This window comes from Lunatimonas sp. (genome assembly GCF_020832325.1).
Classification (GTDB): Bacteria; Bacteroidota; Bacteroidia; order Cytophagales; family Cyclobacteriaceae; genus Lunatimonas.
In genome coordinates, this window is record NZ_JAFIEU010000050.1 from 210191 (window position 1) to 227941 (window position 17751).

Annotated in this window: 10 protein-coding genes; 3 read left to right on the forward strand and 7 right to left on the reverse strand. The window is 46.4% G+C overall.

Translation table 11 applies throughout. The annotated features are described in order from the left end of the window. Nucleotides 1-34 precede the first annotated feature (34 nt). Nucleotides 35-4162: a SprB repeat-containing protein gene (locus tag JJU34_RS20070; RefSeq protein ID WP_228694209.1), complete on the reverse strand. Its 4128-nt coding sequence runs from the start codon at nucleotides 4160-4162 to the stop codon at nucleotides 35-37. Between the two features lie 308 nt (nucleotides 4163-4470). On the opposite strand from JJU34_RS20070, the gene JJU34_RS20075 reads away from it, so the two are divergent. Next, complete coding sequence (locus JJU34_RS20075) at nucleotides 4471-5760, forward strand: DUF445 domain-containing protein (protein WP_228694210.1); 1290 nt, start codon at nucleotides 4471-4473, stop codon at nucleotides 5758-5760. Between the two features lie 153 nt (nucleotides 5761-5913). Here the strand turns inward: JJU34_RS20075 and JJU34_RS20080 are convergent, their stop codons facing one another. Both JJU34_RS20080 and JJU34_RS20085 read right to left on the reverse strand, forming a co-directional pair. Next, complete coding sequence (locus JJU34_RS20080; protein ID WP_228694211.1) at nucleotides 5914-6546, reverse strand: nucleotidyltransferase family protein; 633 nt, start codon at nucleotides 6544-6546, stop codon at nucleotides 5914-5916. An 83-nt stretch (nucleotides 6547-6629) separates the two neighbouring features. Next, nucleotides 6630-7802 carry an MFS transporter gene (locus tag JJU34_RS20085; RefSeq protein WP_228694212.1) on the reverse strand — a complete coding sequence of 391 codons (1173 nt, stop codon included), beginning with the start codon at nucleotides 7800-7802 and terminating at the stop codon, nucleotides 6630-6632. A 381-nt stretch (nucleotides 7803-8183) separates the two neighbouring features. Between JJU34_RS20085 and JJU34_RS20090 the strand changes: the two genes are divergently transcribed. Continuing rightward, nucleotides 8184-8702, forward strand: a complete 519-nt coding sequence (locus JJU34_RS20090; protein ID WP_228694213.1) for a hypothetical protein — start codon at nucleotides 8184-8186, stop codon at nucleotides 8700-8702. A gap of 343 nt (nucleotides 8703-9045) precedes the next feature. Here the strand turns inward: JJU34_RS20090 and JJU34_RS20095 are convergent, their stop codons facing one another. Both JJU34_RS20095 and JJU34_RS20100 read right to left on the reverse strand, forming a co-directional pair. Next, nucleotides 9046-9765 carry a hypothetical protein gene (locus JJU34_RS20095; protein ID WP_228694214.1) on the reverse strand — a complete coding sequence of 240 codons (720 nt, stop codon included), beginning with the start codon at nucleotides 9763-9765 and terminating at the stop codon, nucleotides 9046-9048. A gap of 177 nt (nucleotides 9766-9942) precedes the next feature. Continuing rightward, complete coding sequence (locus JJU34_RS20100) at nucleotides 9943-13998, reverse strand: TaqI-like C-terminal specificity domain-containing protein (protein ID WP_228694215.1); 4056 nt, start codon at nucleotides 13996-13998, stop codon at nucleotides 9943-9945. 268 nt (nucleotides 13999-14266) lie between these two features. Between JJU34_RS20100 and JJU34_RS20105 the strand changes: the two genes are divergently transcribed. Next, nucleotides 14267-15301, forward strand: a complete 1035-nt coding sequence (locus JJU34_RS20105) for a hypothetical protein (protein WP_228694216.1) — start codon at nucleotides 14267-14269, stop codon at nucleotides 15299-15301. 479 nt (nucleotides 15302-15780) lie between these two features. Here the strand turns inward: JJU34_RS20105 and mnmE are convergent, their stop codons facing one another. Next, nucleotides 15781-17163 (reverse strand): tRNA uridine-5-carboxymethylaminomethyl(34) synthesis GTPase MnmE, encoded by a 1383-nt coding sequence (gene mnmE, locus JJU34_RS20110; RefSeq protein ID WP_228694217.1) that lies wholly within the window; start codon nucleotides 17161-17163, stop codon nucleotides 15781-15783. After that, the gene (locus JJU34_RS20115; protein ID WP_228694218.1) at nucleotides 17163-17609 is read right to left on the reverse strand and encodes a thioredoxin fold domain-containing protein; all 447 of its coding nucleotides are present in this window, start codon (nucleotides 17607-17609) and stop codon (nucleotides 17163-17165) included. The genes mnmE and JJU34_RS20115 overlap by 1 nt, the downstream gene beginning before the upstream one ends. Nucleotides 17610-17751: the final 142 nt, after the last annotated feature.

The window sequence follows — 17751 nt, forward strand, 5'->3', positions numbered from 1 at the left end:
TGGTAAGATCTCCATTTCTAAACCATGCAAAGGTTTAGTTTGAAGAAACGCCTCCAGAAACCGCTAGCGTAATGGCACCTGTGTTTTCTCCATGGCAAAGCACGTCTACCGTACCTGTAACCGAGGCCTCCAACAAAGGCGGCTCAGTCAATGTATAAAACTCCTCAATCATACACCCATTTTCATCGGTAACCAACACGGTGTAGTCTCCTGCAGGTAGATTTTCTATCCGCTGCTCTTCGGATGTAAACTCATTGGGACCAGTCCAAACGATACGGTAGTTATTCGTGCCGCCTACCAGATTCAAGGCAATAAACCCATCATTTCCCCCGAAGCAACTAATCGAAAATCCGTTATAATCAGACACCGTGTCATTTAATTCGAGAGGCGTAGGCTCTACGATGTCGATGGGGCCTGTTACTACCGCGCAGCCGTTGTCGTCGGTAATCGTCAGCTCGTAGGTGCCGGGCGCTAGGGTTGAAATCTCGGGAGTAGAGGCACTGAACCCGTTAGGTCCGCTCCAGCTATAGGTATAATCGCCCGTGCCCCCTTCAAGCAGCACTTGGATTCTGCCGTCTGATGCGCCAAAACAGGAAATCTGAAAACCGTTGAAGTCATCCACTTGGATGTCAGATATGGATATTCCAGCTTCTGGCTGGGTAATTTCCAGCCCATCAATTGATTGGATACAGCCGTTCACGTCTACAACGGTCACTTCATAGATACCGGCAGGAAGATTTTCAAATACCCAGGTGGTTCCCGCTATATTTTCCGCTGATCCGGCACTGCCCAACACATCACCTATAGGTTGTATATAAAAATTGTAAGGACCCGCAGAAGGTCTGGTGATTTCCACGTGGATCTCCCCGGTGCTTTCCCCAAAACATCTTACATCCTCGCGCCGATCGGCATATTCGGTTATTTCTAGACTTTCTGGCTCTCTGATTACGTAGGTTTCGGTGATTTCGCATCCGTTTAGGTCCGTTATAGTGACGGTATAGGTCCCCGCAGGGATGTTTTCCAAGCGGCTTTCATCGCTTACAAAGCCGTTTTCGTCCGTCCATATGTATTGGTAATTCGGGGTCCCTCCAGTTGGAAACAATAGGATATAACCGTCTGAAGCGCCGTTGCATTGTATTTGGAAGCCATTGTAGTCGGATACCTCGTCGGAAAGCACAAACGGCTCCGGTTCCGTCAGTTCAAACGACTCTTCTAAGGTACAACCACTCTCGTCCTCCACCAACAGATTATAGGTGCCAGGACCCAAATTGGTAGGGGTGGGACCGTCGAACGAAAAGCTCCCAGGGCCTTGCCAAGTATACGTTACATTTCCCTGACTTCCTGTCAATTCAAAAAATATACTGCCATCCTCGGCACCGTGGCAGGAAATATTGAATCCGTTAAAATCAGATATCTCGAGGTTGGTAAGTTCAAGGCCTTCTGCCGGTTGGGTGATCGCAATATTTTCGATGGATTCTAAGCAGCCATTTGCGTCGGTTACCCGTATCGAGTATACGCCTGCGGGTAGGTTTTCAAAGGTATAGCTGTCCCCTGTAAAACCCGGTATCGACCGAACGGGATCCGGTGATTCGCTTTCGACTAATTCGATTTGGTAAGGACCTATAGAATTGGAAATGAAGTCAATGTGGATAAGACCTGTAGACTGCCCGAAACAACCCACATTTTCCCGTAAGCCCTCATCTTCGGCGATTTCCAACGGATCTGGCTCACGTATCTCGAAAATCTCTGGCGGTAGGGCACAACCATTTTCATCCGAAATCGTGAGTTCGTAAGTCCCAGGCGCCAGTCCAGCGATATCCGCTTCATTGGACATAAAGTCGTCAGGGCCCGTCCACTGCACGTTATAGGTGCCTGTGCCTCCTTGAATAACATTCCGGATAAAGCCGTCGTTTGCACCATGGCAGCTTATTTGGAAGCCGTTGAACTCAGATACCTCCGAAGCTACCGTAAGTGGGGCCGGTTCCTCTAGCGTTAATTGCCCGGTGGTAGCGGAGCAGTCATTTTCATCGGTGACTATAAACTCGTAGGTTCCAGCTGCCAGTCCGGAGATTTCTTCTGTGTCAGCGGTGAATCCATTGGGACCGGTCCAGGAGAAGGTGAGGTCTCCCACGCCCCCGATCACCTGCAAGGAGATAGCCCCATCATTTGTACCGGCACAACTTATTTGAAAACCATTGAAATCCGATATTGTCAAACCTTCGATGGTTAGCCCTTCGGCCGGTTGGGTCAGTTGAATACCCGTTACTTCTTCGGCACACCCACGGGCATCCGTTACGATCACTGAGTAATTCCCTGCTGCAAGGTTGGATACCACAATCGGTCCTTCTTCGCTTCTGGAAAAGGCTTGTACTGAACCGGGTTCCTCCCCGGTCTGATGAACTTGTACCAAAAATGGGGCGGTAGAACCTTGATCAATAGACAGGGTAAATGACCCCGATGTTTCGCCAAAACAACGAATGTTCACTCGTTCATTGGGATCCTCACTGATGGCCAGCTCGTCTGGCTCTTCGATATCAAAGTTTTCAGCTATGAAACACCCGTTGGCGTCTCGCAGCAATACGGAATAAGTGCCAGCTACAAGGTTTGGACGTAACTGCGGCACCGATCCGGCTGGAGGAGGAAATGCGGTTACCTCCGCAAGATCTGGTGCGGAGAGGTCTGAGAAATTGCCACGGTACCAAGTGATTTGGTACGGTTCTATGCCGCCCGTTGGTGCGATCTCAATCCTGCCATCGACTTGTCCAAAACAGGAAATATCTTCCTCCACACTATTTAGCTGCAATGGTGGTGGTCCTTCGATCACAAAAAGTGGGGTACGCACGATGCAAACGAGGGGCTCGGAATCCGTAAATTCAAATATTCTTCCCCTATCATAGATTTCCGCATAGTAGCTTCCGGATGTCAGGCCATTGATTTGGTTTCGGACACCCGTGATTGTTCCACCGCCTCCCAAAATGAATTCGCTTTCCGAATCTCCCACAATCTGCCCGGCTTGATTATACCAAAGAACGCCATACATGGCCCAATTTTCCCGTAGGTTGCCTGGGAAAGGCTGAGACCAGCCTCCGGTAATATCCAGCCGGATAGACCCATCAAAATTTTCAGGGCAGGTGATGGGCGTAATTTCAGACTGATAGGTTATGGGATTGGGAATCACCAGTTCAAAGGCAGTTGTTCCCTCGCAAGTAAACCGGTCACGAATCTCCACAAAATACCTCCCGGGAAACAGGTTTCCAACCTGAACAACAATTAATCCGCCTTCCTCAGATTGAATCGAAAACTCAGAAGTAACCACATTTCCATTTTCGTCATAAACAAAAAACTCCAACAGGGGTAGTGATGCATTGTTGATAACAAATTCTGCAACTCCCGTATTATCTTCCGGGCAGATCAGTCCAGAAAAGTTCATGGCAATGTCCAGTGAATACGCTTGCCCTAAGGGGCCTGATGCACGTTCATATACCCTGCCAAGTCTATCGGTTACCACCAACCTGTAATCTTCTTCACGGTCAATAGGGTTTGCAGCAGTTCCAAAGGTTGCTGTTGCGTTTTGGTCGAAAGGGGAGGCGTTAAGTACTTCCCGCTCGTCAAACAAATTGCCATCACTGTCGAAAAGCTGAAATAAAAACGGAAAAGAAAGCACGCTGGTACTAGTAGGTTTGTATGCAGAGGCCGTAATGCTTATCGTACCCTGGCAACTACTTTCGTTGTAATTAACAGCCAAAATAGGCGGTAATACCAAAACACTCATCGGAAAGATATTACTCTGATCCGTTCCGTCCGATAATTGTACGTTTACATTGATACGAACACCCTGGGAGGGCCAACTGGGGATATAGGTAATCGTCGGAACAAACTGATTATCAGCAATCACATTGTAGCCCTCTCCTGGCAGGATTTTTACGCTGAGATTATTATCGTTACCTGCATAGATGTATTCCAAAAAATCCACATTTACCGTTAATGTTTCCCGGTATAGCATTTGAAGGCCAGGAGCTTGTCCGGTGATCTCAATACTTTCAAAGTTAAACTCTACATTTCCTACCGTATGGAACAAGGCAATAATGCAAATAGCCAAACCTGAAAGCCAAGTAGACAGCCGTTTAAAAAAGGGATCATGTGTTAAAAACCGAAAATCCATTCTAAAAATATTTGCACTTTATCGAATAAGGGTTGGCGAAGCTTGATAGATCATCTTTCAGGTACGCCGAAAAATGAAAACACGGATACAATTATATTTATATTTTCCCAGAAAATTGCATGGGCGTCTACATATATTTTTTCGAATGATTTATTCGGTCAGCGGGTTGTGGCAGGATGGTTTTTCGAGAAACATCGCGAAGATTTGTCACCGTGCGCCTGAGACAGCGAAGTTGGTATCATACATCAAAATTTAGAATGATTTTTGATGCTTTATCAACAGATTTTCTCAATTTCAACCCTTGTTCTATGCATTTGCCAAAAAGTAGTGTTGGAAAAATTTCTCTGATTGTTGCCATCCTTGGCTTCCTCTTGTTGGAGATTTTTATGTATGCTGGAGTGCTAAGTGGGCCGCTTTGGCGTATCCTAGCTTCCGGATTTGAGGCGGCTACCATCGGGGCCATTGCCGATTGGTTTGCCGTGAGCGCGCTTTTTTATGAGATACCTATTCCAATCGTCCGTCGGCACACGAATATCATCGTGAAAAACCGCCAGAAACTAACAGAAGGGATCGTGGATATGGTTACCAACAAATGGCTATCCCCAGATAGCATTCGCGAAAAACTAGAGGGGGTCAATCTGGGTAAAAGCTTGGTGGAGGAACTGAATAGCGAAGAAACGCTGCTACGCCTTTTGGATGTACTGAGAAGAATTATTCTCAGCCTGACCGATCAGTTGGACAGCCCCAAGCTGGCGCTTTGGTTGCAGCGGGTCCTTAAAAATCAGGCGGACAAGCTGGATATTGAGCAGCCTCTGGGCCAATGGCTAGCGGATGTCATCAAAAGTGGAAAACACCATCAGTTGGTAGCTATTATGTTGGAGGAGGTCGCCAAATCAATCCGTAAACCGGAGACTCGGGAGGTGGTTTATAAGAAACTAAGAAAAGCCCTGGACGAATACAGCCGACAGGATTGGGTGAAGGGTACCACCGTCTGGATCGGAAAGCGAACGGGAGGAATAGATGTAGACCTTTTGGCAGATAGGTTAGTCGATATTGCGTTGGTACTCGCCGAGGAAATGCAGAAAGACCGCAACCATCCTCTGCGCGGGAAATTGGATGACGCCGTTTTGGAATTTGCCGACAGCCTGCAAAAAAACGAAGCCCCTAGTCGTGAGTTTATCCAAAATCTCAAACGCAATTTGATTCTACATAAAGGGATGCAATCGGTTATCCGGCAAGCATTAAAAGGTGTGCAGGATGGCATACAATTACATCTTTCCAGCACAGAAACTGCCTTGATGCGTTTCCTGTTCGAAAAGATACAGCAGTATATCCAGTCGCTTTTGGAAGACCGTCAGAGTATGGAGGCCTTGGATGGCTGGCTGAAGGGCACCCTATCCAATCTGCTGAATACCTATCACCCGGAAATCGGAAACATTGTACGGGAGAGTCTAGAAAAACTGGACAACCAAGGCCTGATGGAACAAATTCGGGATAAAGTAGGCAATGACCTACAGTATATCCGGCTGAACGGCGCAGTGGTCGGTGGATTGGTCGGTTTGATCATTGCGCTGGTACGCTGGGCATGGATGGCCTGAAAATCGGATTTTTTGGAGTTAAAAATGGCGCATTTGGTTTAATAGCAAATTAACTCATGATCTGATACGTTCACATGTTAGTCAATCTTTACTTGGAAAAGATATCAAAGTCAATAAATCCGAACGTCGTTCCCTTGCCTATTCGGAGCGAAATTACTTCTTATTCGAAAAGTAGGCAAAATCATTTTTTAAGAAAGCATCGTAATCTTCTTCGGTGTCAATGTCAATATGGCCGTTGGGAAATGGCACAGTATCCACATCATCCTTAAACTGTCGAACTAACTGCTTCGCTCCGCCCTGACCTTTCATTTCCAGCAAATAGGGAAAATAAGGCTTTTTGAAGATGACCGGAACACCCAAAGATTCGCCATAGGAGCTGGCTATAATCCCTTTCTCGCTTTCCTCGCTGCGGTCTAATAACCGTAACAGCACATCGCTGTCCAAAAAAGGTTGATCACAAAGCAATATCATAACCTGATCAATGGATGAATCAGCCAACAAATGGGCCAAACCGGCATGAATACTCGAAGACATACCTTGTTGCCATTTTTCATTTATAACTACTTCAAAACTGGTTGAATAAATCTCATTTATTAAATCGTCGCTATAAGCACCGAGTACCAGCACCTTTTTGTGGAAGGTTACTTTTTCTGCTTCCTCCAGTACGTGGCCCATCAAGTGTGTGCGTCCCGCTGTGATAAGCTGCTTGGGCCTTCCCAACCTGGAGGAGTTGCCCGCAGCCAAAATAATTAACCCCGTTGTTGGATTGGTGATGCCTACGCCCATTATCAAAACTAGCAATTTTTCTGCTATTCGTTCATGTATAGAAGTGGAAATCCCCTATAAAAGCCAGCTTGCCTGGATGAGTTTTACTCGGTGGTCCGGTCACTTAGCGTTTGGTTCATCCACCTAGTCATCCAGTAAATCAGAACCAGAAAAATGGCCAAAAATCCCAACAAAAAGTAGTAACCGGTAAACGCGGCGATCTTACCGAAAGCAAACGGCATCAGCGTGATACCTACGTAGGCACTCGCCATTTGGTATCCCATGATGATCTGGGAGTTCTTTTCGCCAAAGTTGACGGGGGTTTCGTGGAGCAGGCTGGGGAAAATCGGCGCGCAACCTAACCCCACCAATAGGAAACCGGGAACCACGGCATAAGAAAAGGGCAGAAAAAGCAATCCCAAACCGACCCCGATGACTCCCTGTCCGAAATATACCAACTGACGATTGGTTAAATATGCCGTTAGAAAGCCGGACAAAAGCCTGCCTACGGTAATGCCTACAAAATACAGGGACGTAAGTCGCGCTGCCTGATCCACTTCGTATCCTCTTTCAAAGACCAGATAGCTTGCCCCCCAGAGTCCAAAGTTCGCTTCTATCGTGCAATAGCAAAAGAACACCACCAACGCCTGTTTCAGGCCAGGCAGGGCCAGCAACCCGGTGCCTTGGGCCCGGTGCTCGTGATCGGCTGCAATATCTTCGGTTTGTCGTTGCTTGACCCAAAGAGGCAATGAAAGTACCAACAGGCATACGAGCCCCAATTGAATCCAGGCTACGGTGTCGTAGCCACTGGACCAAGAATCGCCCCTTGCCAGATGTCCTGCCATAATCATGGGACCAAGCGCCGCACCCACTCCCCAAAAGCTATGCAGCCAATTCATGTGCCGGGCTCGGTAATGCAGGGCCACGTAATTGTTAAGGGCGGCATCTACGCTTCCTGCACCTAGGCCCAGCGGAATGGCCAGAAGACATAGATACATGAAATCCCCGGAAAGGGAAAACCCCATCAGGGCCAACGCAGTCATCGCCACGCTGAAGGTAGTTACCATTGGAACACCGAAACGGCGAATTACCTTGCCGCTGAGGAGACTGGAAACGACCGTACCCGCGGCTACGATCATCGAGATAAACCCGGCGTAATCCACCGGTACATTCAGATCCTCAAACATGGCCGGCCACGCAGCCCCCAAAAGGGAATCTGGAAGTCCAAGGCTGATAAAGGCCAAATAGATGACGAGCAGGAGAAATCGCTTTTTCAATAGGCAGGCGTTTGCAGCTAAAATGTATATCCAAAAAGCCCAGGCTTGGAGGACGCTCTCCAATCGGGTTATTATTGGTCGCTGGCAAAAATAGGTGAAGGCAGCCAAAATCCCTTACATGGAGAGGGTGTAAATCGGAGTGATTTGTTTTTACCCGTATATTTGGCAGTTAAAAGCTGCCTTCCTGCATCATGAAAAGCCCACGAATTTCGACCTTCTGCTACGCATTAGCCTTCCTGCTGTTTTTTTTCACCATTTCCTGCCAAAATCCGCCGCAAAAGGAGGTGGGTAATCACGAGTTTGTTTCTCCGGAATTCTGGAAAAAGCAGGTTTTAGAGGATGTGTTGCCCTATTGGACAGAAAGCATAATCGATTCAGTGAATGGTTCTTTTTACACCACCTTGGACGAACGTTGGCGAGCTGGCCTGGATGCTGGTGAGGGCCTATTTGCTGAACGGAAATAATGCCTATAAAACATCCGCTCTGGCCTTGTCAGACAGTATCCACAGGTGTGGATTTAATGCTGAATCTGGTATATGGTATGCGGGTATTTCCCGGTCCCGACCGGAGCTGTACAGCGATTTTTCGTATTGGTGGATACAGGCCTATGGGCTGATGATGGATCTCTGCCTCATTTCATTAGGGGATGTAGAGCATGGGTTGTTGAATTACTTGTACCTCAGTGCTTGGGTGGCAAAGGAGCCCGTAAAGTTATACTTTCGGATAACGGAAGCCCGTGAGGGAGATGTTTTGCATCCGTTGCCGATAGAGGCGAAGGATTATACAGTGGGGGAGGTTTTGATTGATGGGGCGCCTGCAAATTTGGAAATAAATTCAAACAAAGGGATTGAGCTACCTGCTCTACGTGGGGCCAGGGTTTCGGTAAAAATCCTATTTTAGACCAATTTGAGAGTGGGTTCGCTTTTTCCGTTTCGATGTTCACCGATTCTTGAGCTGCTTACCCCTAAATATTGAGAAAGGGCTTTTTGATTAAGCCACGTTCACGCATACGCAGCTTTATAGCTTCAGATAGGGTGGGAGGTTATTGTAGCTCAGTTTTTCTAAATCACCTTGGGTAAATAGCGTTTTCGTTTACGTAAATAAAGAGGCCGTTTGATGTTTGAAAGATGGGACTCTTGGAGGAAAGGTATCGAGTTAGTTCTTCAGCTGATAGGTATGGCATACTCAAAACTGGGTATTTTTTTCGATAATTCAGGAAAATGCTTCATTGCTTGATCACTTTTCAGCTCAACTCTTGGGACTTCTGGTCATAAAAGAAATCCGAATCCACTTTCTTTCTGTACTTTGCCAGGCCTGCTTTGTGGAGGACTGGCTTATTCAGTTCGTGAACAGGTAAAATGTAGAGCTCCGCCGGGTCGGCAGGCTTTCCGCCAATGCCCAACACAATGAAGACGGGGTAATTTTCCTGCTTGGCGAAGGCTTTATACCGCTCCAGTTGGCCATCGTTGGCAAAGCGAACAAAGTCACCGGAGGGTTCGGATCTCCACTTGCATTCTACGGCAAAAGGGTAGGAGTCGCCGCGAAGGGTTAGGGATAGTTGGATATCCGGCTGGGTGGTGGTGTCGGCGAATCGTCCTTCCACAAATTTATCCCCGGCCCAGTTTCGGATATCGAAGTACTTTTTATCGAATTTCCGCACCACAAACTTCTCAAAGTCGTATCCTGCTTTTGCGTTCACATCGATGAGTTCGGTTTCGCTGTCTTCCTCCGACGCTTCGAGTTCTTCTCTGATAAGGGCAACGATCAAATCCCCGTCTTTTCCTTCGGTCTGTGCCACTTCCCGGACCAGTTTTTCCTCTTTGGGTGTGAGGATTCCATCTGCTTTTACGGCGGCGATAACCTGAGTCAGGGATTCGTTCCTTTCCGGCTTCAATTTGATCAGAAGGAGTATGCCGGAAACCAGCAAGATTCCGCCAAGTACGATAAGAGATATGGGTAGCATGCGATTCATGGGGTTTAGTCTTTACAGTCTAGAAAATAAACCGGAGGTTAGAGAGGCTTTCTGGTTGATGTTTCTCTTAAACTGCCAACCTTCGAGCTTCATCACCTTCAGGATGGACTTCTGGTAGATAGTTAGGGTTCAAATGATAGGTTGTCCACTATTCTTTGTTTTCAAGGATCAGGTATCTTTTATTTGATCGGTAGCTAAACTATCCTCAACAATCCCAATCTCCTCCTCACTCAATCCATACAGCTCATAAACCAATTGATTAATTTCCGATTCCAGTCTCTTTATGTGAGTTAAATCGGTTAGATTTAAAATCAAATCCACTTTTTGCTCCAAGGCTAAATTGTTTACTACGCTACCTAAAGTGGGAATTGATAGGATATAAGGGGATTGCATTGCAAGGGCATCTCCTCTGAGTTTGGATGTGGTATTATTAAGGTAGAACCAAACCAATTTTGAATTTAAAAATCCAAGCAGCTCTTTAGTTGCTCCCGATATCAGAAATAACTTATTGTTTGAGTAATATCCTTCCGTATCCAATGTAAAGGACTGATAGGTAGCAATTTCCTGATACAAAATCTTCTCCTTCTCAAATTCCCCATAATAATCGCAAGCCCTCAGTTCCCACCAAAAATCGCCTTTATCCGTGCGTTTTTTCGCAGCAGCCTCATATGGTTTCAGATGCCTTGCTATGGCGGGGTACTTATTTTTTAGCCATTCCCAAGCCGGATCGTAATCCATATATCCATACCTCGGCGGCTCATGTACCTCGAAAATCTTGTTGGGGTTTCCATCGGGAAGATTTCGTTTGATCGTGAATCCTTTGGGAAACAGAATCAAAAACTTATCACTCTTTGGCTGTTGGTACCGCTTGATATCCCTGCCTGCCAAAAAGGGTTTGATCACTTCCGCACTTCGGGGGTCTTCGGCAATCAACCGCTCTTTGGTCTCCAAATCAATGACAAAGGCCTCGTTTAAGCCGGTTTTGATACCGTAAAATATTTTTCCTTCTACATACTCCGATAAGGGAACGCCCTGGGATTTTAGTTTGATCAGCAGTGCCTGAGACCGACTGTCGGTCAGGGTCCAGCCTTCCTCGCCCAGGCCCTCAGGCGAGACTTCCATGCGGTTCCTCCTTAGGTAGTATTCCATACCTGCCGGAAAATCCAGCGTTTGGAGGTTTGCCGCATGGAAATTTTCCCCACCGGCGGTTTTGGACAAGGCGATGATCAAGGGATAGGTGGTCGCCTCCTCAAAGACGGGCAAGTCCCCAAAATCGAGGAGTTCAAGGATGGCGAAGCTTTTGACATAACTCCGCATGGCTTTGCCATATCCGGCCCGCATCCATTTATTGGGGATGATAAAGATAAAATCGCCGGCGTCTTTCAGTAGTTTCATGCCTAGTTCCACAAAATAGACATAGAGGTCTGCCGTACCCGCAAAGGTTTGGAACCTGTCTTTCAAGTAGGGCTTTAGATGGGAAAACTCCTCCTGCCGGATGTAGGGCGGATTGCCTATCACCACATCAAAGCCCACAAAGTTTCCTGATTCATTCAGCACCTCGGGAAACTCAAATCTCCATTCAAAGGCATTTTCATAGATCTTGTTGTTTTTGATTTCTTCGATCTCCGAATTCAGTTTATTGAGCTCATTTTCAATCTTTTCTATCTTCTTACTTCGATCTTTCTTCTCCTTGGCCGATTCTGTAAAAAGTCCGGTTTGCATGGTCAGGTTATACAGGTCTCCGCCGAGCTTGGCTTTGCGTTTGATCTTGGGATCATTTTTGGCAATTTCCGATCGGAAATCTGACTTGATCTCAGCGATCAATCGCTTCATTTCCCGCTTTTCGTCCTTATTTTGCGCATTGCGGTAGGTGGCCACCGCAAGACGATAGCCGTCTATGGAGTACTTACTTTTTTTCAACGCTTCGCTTAGGTCCGAATCGATGTGAAAGCGGCTTACCAGTGAATTGCCACATTTGATGTTGATATCGATGTTGGGAAGGGTTTCCAGTTCGCGCTGACCTTTGAGGTTTTCAGAACCTCGCAGGTCTTTGTATTCGTCCCTCAATTCCTCACTCTCTGCATAGCAAACGGGAGAACTGTTGCCTTTTGGGATCTCCACATCTTTGTAATAGGCACTTTTTAGCAATTCTATCCACAGTCGCAACCGGCATATTTTGACCGAATTGGGATTGATATCCACTCCGAAAAGACAATTTTCGATTAGAGTCTGTTTCTCGTGGAAAAGGGTTTCCTGAATTCGTTGGCTATCTGTTTGTAGATAATTGTATTCAAATAAACTGCCATCCAGGTCAACGATCACCAACTCATCATTTACCACTTCTACGGTATGACTACTGATTGGATCAAAATTTAAGTCTACCAAGATTTTTAATTCGCTCTTGATGGCGATCAGTTCATTCAATGCAGAAACCAAAAAGTGCCCTGACCCAACGGCCGGATCCACGATTTTCAGGCTGTTTATGATTTCATTGGCAAGTTTTCTAACCTCTTTTCTATTGCCTGATCGGATCTCTTCCTGTAAATCTTCCTTTAGTTCTTCAAATGTCCGGCAATTCCAACCTTTTGCTTGATTGAATTTTTGCACGATGGCTTTCCGAATCGTCTTCTTACACATGTACATGGTAATGAAGCCGGGTGTAAAAACAGACCCATCTTTGTACCCATTGATTTTCTCGAAGATAAGACCCAGGACGGAAGCATTGATCAAGGTCTTATTTTCCTCCTGAATATCCTCTGATCCCTCCGAACTGAAATCGTAGGCATTGAGAAATTCAAAGAGGTATTCCAATGTGGAAAGGCTTCCAGTCCGCCTTTTACCCTGATCGTCTTTTAAGACAGTGGAAGAAATGAGGGGGATTTTCTTTTCATCGCGAAGGTTGGATATGAATAAGGTATCGTGTTCCATATCCGTCGGTTCAAACAGCGAGCTGTTCAGGTAGGGGACATTACCAAATGCTTGGATGATTTCGGCAGACCTATCTTGGTGTTTTCTGGCCAGTACCTTGAAAAAAAGGCTGTTCAGGTCGTCGTAATTTCTGATCTTTTCCAGATTCAGGAAGGAATAGGAGCGGTCTCCCTTGTGATATTGGATCAGCTGGGCTTCCAAAAGTTTTAGAAACAGAATCCGATTGATCCACGTAATGCTGAGTTCCAGCCCCACATTGAAAAGTCGCTCCTCGGGTGTGTCGCCAAATTGACTCGGTTTTTCCAGTCGGCTGACTTTATCCAAGCTGTCCAGTTCGGTGATGGCACTCTCTAAGATGGAACCTGCATTCCTTTCACCCACTTGGTTTCTACCTATCAGCTTTTTTCCGGCTGCCTTGGTTTCGCTCAGTCCAATGATATGTAAGAGTTCACTGTAGAAGCGCTTGTCAAGGCTGTTGCTGTCATTGGAAAACGGGAGTTTAAGTAAATGCTCCGGCGATAAAAGCTTGAACAGCGCGATAAGCTGTACATCGTCCTTTTTATCAGCATTGCGGAGAGGCTTTTCATAATTTCGTAGGTCAAAATAGGTAAATGCTATCTCGCCCTCCATTTTGTCAATCGCCTTGGCCGCGATCTCCTTATAGAAAAAATCAGTTGTCGTACCGGAAAGCCTTCCTTCTTCAAATGCTTTAAAATCTTTTACCAACGCCCTGTTTTGCGCAAATGCTTTTTCAAAAACGGCTGAATCAAACACAAACCACTCGTATATATTGCTAATAATCAGGTGTTTAACCGATAGGTTGCCATAGGTGATCCGCTCCCTCAGGAAGTACAGAATCAGTTCCTGAAAGGATTTGACGTTGAGATTTACTCTCGTCCCTACATCACTTATCGCCGACGGAGGGAGGGAAGCCTCCTCCGCTCCGGTGGGGAGAGGAGGCCGGGGCATGAGGGTGTTAAACCCAATCATCTCACTTTTATTGGCGGGCTTCTTGGTTTCCAAGATCACGCCCACGGGGCTTTTACCGTCCTTTCCATTGTGGATGACCAAGTCGTTTCGTCCCTTTGTGTTGATGGAGAAGTCAGGCTCGTAATAGGTTTTCTTTAGGAAATCCGATACGAGATTCTTATGATACTCCTCGGATTCACTCTCATTGATTTGATTAAGCAGACGAATGAGGTGATGCTTAAAGACCTCGATCTGGGCTCTTACAGGCTTTACCTTCAAAAATGCCTTGTTTAATGCCTGCCTAGGTTTGAAAATCTTTTGATACATTACACTGGATTAGATCTCGAAAAATTCCGTGAACCAATTTGCTTGTTTTTGCTGGGATTTGCAACAAAAAAGGGCTGATGATTTCATGAAGTGCGACGTTTCTTGGAATTTTAAGTCGTTAGTTTTACATTTAGTGATGTCGAATCTTCGTCTAGCACTAATATTCCTTTGTGTAGTGTGCTTACTGTCATGCGCTCGATCCGAAAAGGAAACGGTAACCGCCTCTAGTTATTCCTTTGAGTTAATAGACTCGGTACAAATAGCCTATATGGGCAATCTGGACTTAAAGGATTACGACCCGGCAACCAATCAGTATCTGGCATATAACCACCAAAAAAGAGAAATCCTGATTTTTGACTCCTCAGGGAATATCCAGGAGTTATTTACCCTGCCGAGTGAAGGGCCTGAGGCAATCCATGGCTTTGGACTAAACCCCACGTTTTCCGAAAATGGTATCTGTATCTTTGGCGATAAAATCTATACGCTGAGCCGATCGGGAAATGTCTTGAACCGCACAGATATTCCCTATCCCTATTTCTGGATCGTAGGAGGAGGACGTATTGCCGCCTTTTCCTTTGGGGACAAACTGCTCTATTATAAACCTGAATCGGCGGTAGAAGGGCAAGACCGGCAGGCAGCCTATCAGCGCATGCTGGATGGTGGGGCTATGATGGAGGTCTTGGATACGTTGAGTGGGGACTATTTTGGTACTATGCATTTTCCGGAGACAGATGCTTTTGAGCTAGGGCTTTTTTACGGGTACCCCACGCCCCTTATCCAAAATGGGGGTTCCCTCTGGTTCCTTTCGGTCACGAATGCGCTGGAGTTTCACGTGTATGATGAAAAGCAGCAACAGCTGATCTTTGAGAAAACGGTGAAAATTTCGGCTAAAAATGCGTTCCCGGACCAACCTGTCCCGCTGGAGCAGATGGATACCTTTTTCGAGAAAAACGGATTGGTCTACCGTATACCGCAAATACACCGGTTTTTGCCGCTAGAAGATCACTTTTTGGTCTTTTATAGTAAGGGTGTTTCTCCGGAAACAAAGGCGGCTTATGACGTATCAGACCCGGCCCAGCGAATGGAGCTGGTTTACTCCTTTCCTATGGAAATGGCCGTTTTTGACTCAGATTTTAATAAACTGACCGTTGATCAGCCTATTCCCAAAAGCATGAATCCCTATTCAGCACTGGTGGACAGCAAAGGGCAAATTCTGGCGTTAAAAGACCAGGAAAGGGCAGGAGTAGAGGAGGATTTTCATACCCTGTATACCTTTCGGTTGGTTGCTGGACAACCGAATTAATGCGGAACCAGTGGATCCATCCGCGGTCAGCTGGGACTACAGACTGGTGGAAGAAGGCCTGGTCCCAAAGAAACAGGTGTTTCCCGAATGATGGTGGACCTTTAAAAGGTTTATAATGAGCCACTTGACCAGGAGCGCCTATTCTCCTGGCATTAAATGATGATGAACGGAAGGGTTTGGCTAGTATATTTTTCTCAAGAGGTATTGAAAGCCCAAGTCGATGCGCAGAAATTGATGCTGTTTTTCTCTTACGGAGGCTTTCGCAGGGTTACTTTTATCGGTTTCATGGTTCGGTAGGCTATTGGCTCAAAAATGTCTAAAGATCCGATTTTTTGGAAATCTTTCTTTCTTCCGATACTCTCTATTCCTTATGAGTTATTCATGATTAAACGCCATAGGGTATTCCAACTGATTTGCATGAAAACGCTAGTTTCCTTCACATTCAAATAGTCCGTTTGGCGGGCATTTGTTTAAGCCTTCTACTTCCCAATACAAAACTTGCTAAAAATATTCGCCAACAGATCATCCGTGGTGATCTCTCCGGTGATTTCTCCGAGGTAGTGGAGCGATCGGCGAATGTCCATGGCCAGGAAATCATTGGTGACTTCGTTATCCAAGCCTTCCAAGACATCCAATAAGGACTGACGTGTTCTTACCAAGGAATCGTAGTGCCGGATATTGGTAACCACTGTATTGCCAGTCCGGAATTTATCCAGGTTGACGAGCTCCAGTATTCGGTTTCGCAATTCGTCCAGGTGCTGTTTCTTCCCGGCAGATATAAAAATGGTATCGGGATGTGAGTTCTTTAATTCGCTGATAAATTGTGGATTAGCCTTATCGACCTTATTTGCCACTTTAAGGAAGGGCACACCTTGATTTTCCAGCTTGTTGATGTCGCGGTTGATTTCCAACATGTCCGTATCACCCAGATCAAAGAGGTAAAGGATGAGGGAAGCGGACTTCATTTTTTCCTGGGTACGGCTTACACCAATGGCCTCGATGGTGTCGGTGGTCTCCCGAAGGCCCGCCGTGTCGATAAAGCGGAAAATGACCCCGCCTATGTTGATTTCGTCCTCGATAAAATCTCGGGTGGTACCTGCAATATCGGATACGATCGCTTTCTCTTCATTGAGCAAGGCGTTTAGCAGGGTAGATTTGCCCGCGTTTGGCTTTCCAGCGATGACGGTGGGTACCCCATTTTTGATCACGTTGCCGAGGTCGAAACTGGAAATCAGTTGTTCCACTACCCGAAGGAGCTTTTCCACTAGTAGACGGAGATCCTGCCTACTCGCAAATTCCACGTCCTCCTCTGTAAAGTCCAGTTCGAGTTCGATCATGGATGCAAAGTGAATCAGTTGCTCTCTGAGCAGCTTGATCTCCCCACTGAATCCCCCGCGCATTTGATGGAGAGCCGCTTGGTGGGAGGCTTCCGAGTCGGAGTGAATCAGGTCTGCAACGGCCTCAGCCTGAGCGAGGTCAAATTGACCATTGAGAAACGCCCGCAGCGTAAACTCACCGGGTTTTGCTGGGCGGGCACCCTGTCGGATCATTAGCTTGATCAGTCGATTGACGATGTAGGAGGAGCCATGGGTGGAAATCTCCACAACATTTTCTTTGGTAAAGGAGGTCGGAGCAAGAAAAAGGGATACCAACACCTCGTCGATTACCTGATCTCCATCACGGATAGTACCGAAGTGTATGGTATGTGATTTCTGCTTTTCTAAATCTTTGCCGTGAAAAACAGCATTGGCCAAGGAGATGGCAAGCGGTCCGGAAAGACGCACCACAGCTATTGCACCCACACCCTGCGGCGTCGCTAGTGCGACAATTGTATCGGATGTGGCACCAAAGGAGCTATCCATCAATGGTTAAAGTTTTCCAACAGCGATGTAAGCGCCGATACAAAGGGACTTGCCTCCCGGTAGCCCGGCAGTTGGGTGATATTTTCCATCGCTGCATCCATAATCACAAAATTAGGGTAGGAACGGACCTGCATCGCCCTTGCCATATTCTCCTCACTGTATTCTTTGCCTCGGAACGTAAACTTGGTCTTTTTGTCCTCTGCATTTAGTTTGACAGCATAGAAGTTTTCGTTGACATAGGCGATAACTGCTTTGTCTGTAAAAGTCTCTTTGTCCATTTTCTTACACCATCCACACCAGTCTGTGTACACATCAACCAGGATCATTTTTGGAGTTTCCTGAGATAGTTGGATTACTTCTTCGAAGGAATACCACTTGATCTTATCTTGTGCCATGGTCTGTTGCACAGTAAACAACAGGAATCCCATGATCAGTAATTGTTTCATTTCGGGGTATTTTTTGGGAACGATCAGTTACAAATATAATGGTATTTATTGCTTCCCATGTAACGATATTGGTTTTGGAAAGGTTCTTTTTACTCAGTTGCATCGGTGAGCCTATCTTAAAGGCCTTTCTTCGCTCTTTGGC

What these genes read in the sequence shown, in the direction of transcription:
- JJU34_RS20090 (WP_228694213.1), top strand. Translation starts at nt 8,184, where the DNA reads ATGGTTCTTTTTACACCACCTTGGACGAACGTTGGCGAGCTGGCCTGG.
- JJU34_RS20115 (WP_228694218.1), bottom strand. Translation starts at nt 17,609, where the DNA reads ATGAAACAATTACTGATCATGGGATTCCTGTTGTTTACTGTGCAACAG.
- JJU34_RS20075 (WP_228694210.1), top strand. Translation starts at nt 4,471, where the DNA reads ATGCATTTGCCAAAAAGTAGTGTTGGAAAAATTTCTCTGATTGTTGCC.
- JJU34_RS20105 (WP_228694216.1), top strand. Translation starts at nt 14,267, where the DNA reads ATGGGCAATCTGGACTTAAAGGATTACGACCCGGCAACCAATCAGTAT.
- JJU34_RS20100 (WP_228694215.1), bottom strand. Translation starts at nt 13,998, where the DNA reads ATGTATCAAAAGATTTTCAAACCTAGGCAGGCATTAAACAAGGCATTT.
- mnmE (WP_228694217.1), bottom strand. Translation starts at nt 17,163, where the DNA reads ATGGATAGCTCCTTTGGTGCCACATCCGATACAATTGTCGCACTAGCG.
- JJU34_RS20070 (WP_228694209.1), bottom strand. Translation starts at nt 4,162, where the DNA reads ATGGATTTTCGGTTTTTAACACATGATCCCTTTTTTAAACGGCTGTCT.
- JJU34_RS20080 (WP_228694211.1), bottom strand. Translation starts at nt 6,546, where the DNA reads ATGGGCGTAGGCATCACCAATCCAACAACGGGGTTAATTATTTTGGCT.
- JJU34_RS20095 (WP_228694214.1), bottom strand. Translation starts at nt 9,765, where the DNA reads ATGCTACCCATATCTCTTATCGTACTTGGCGGAATCTTGCTGGTTTCC.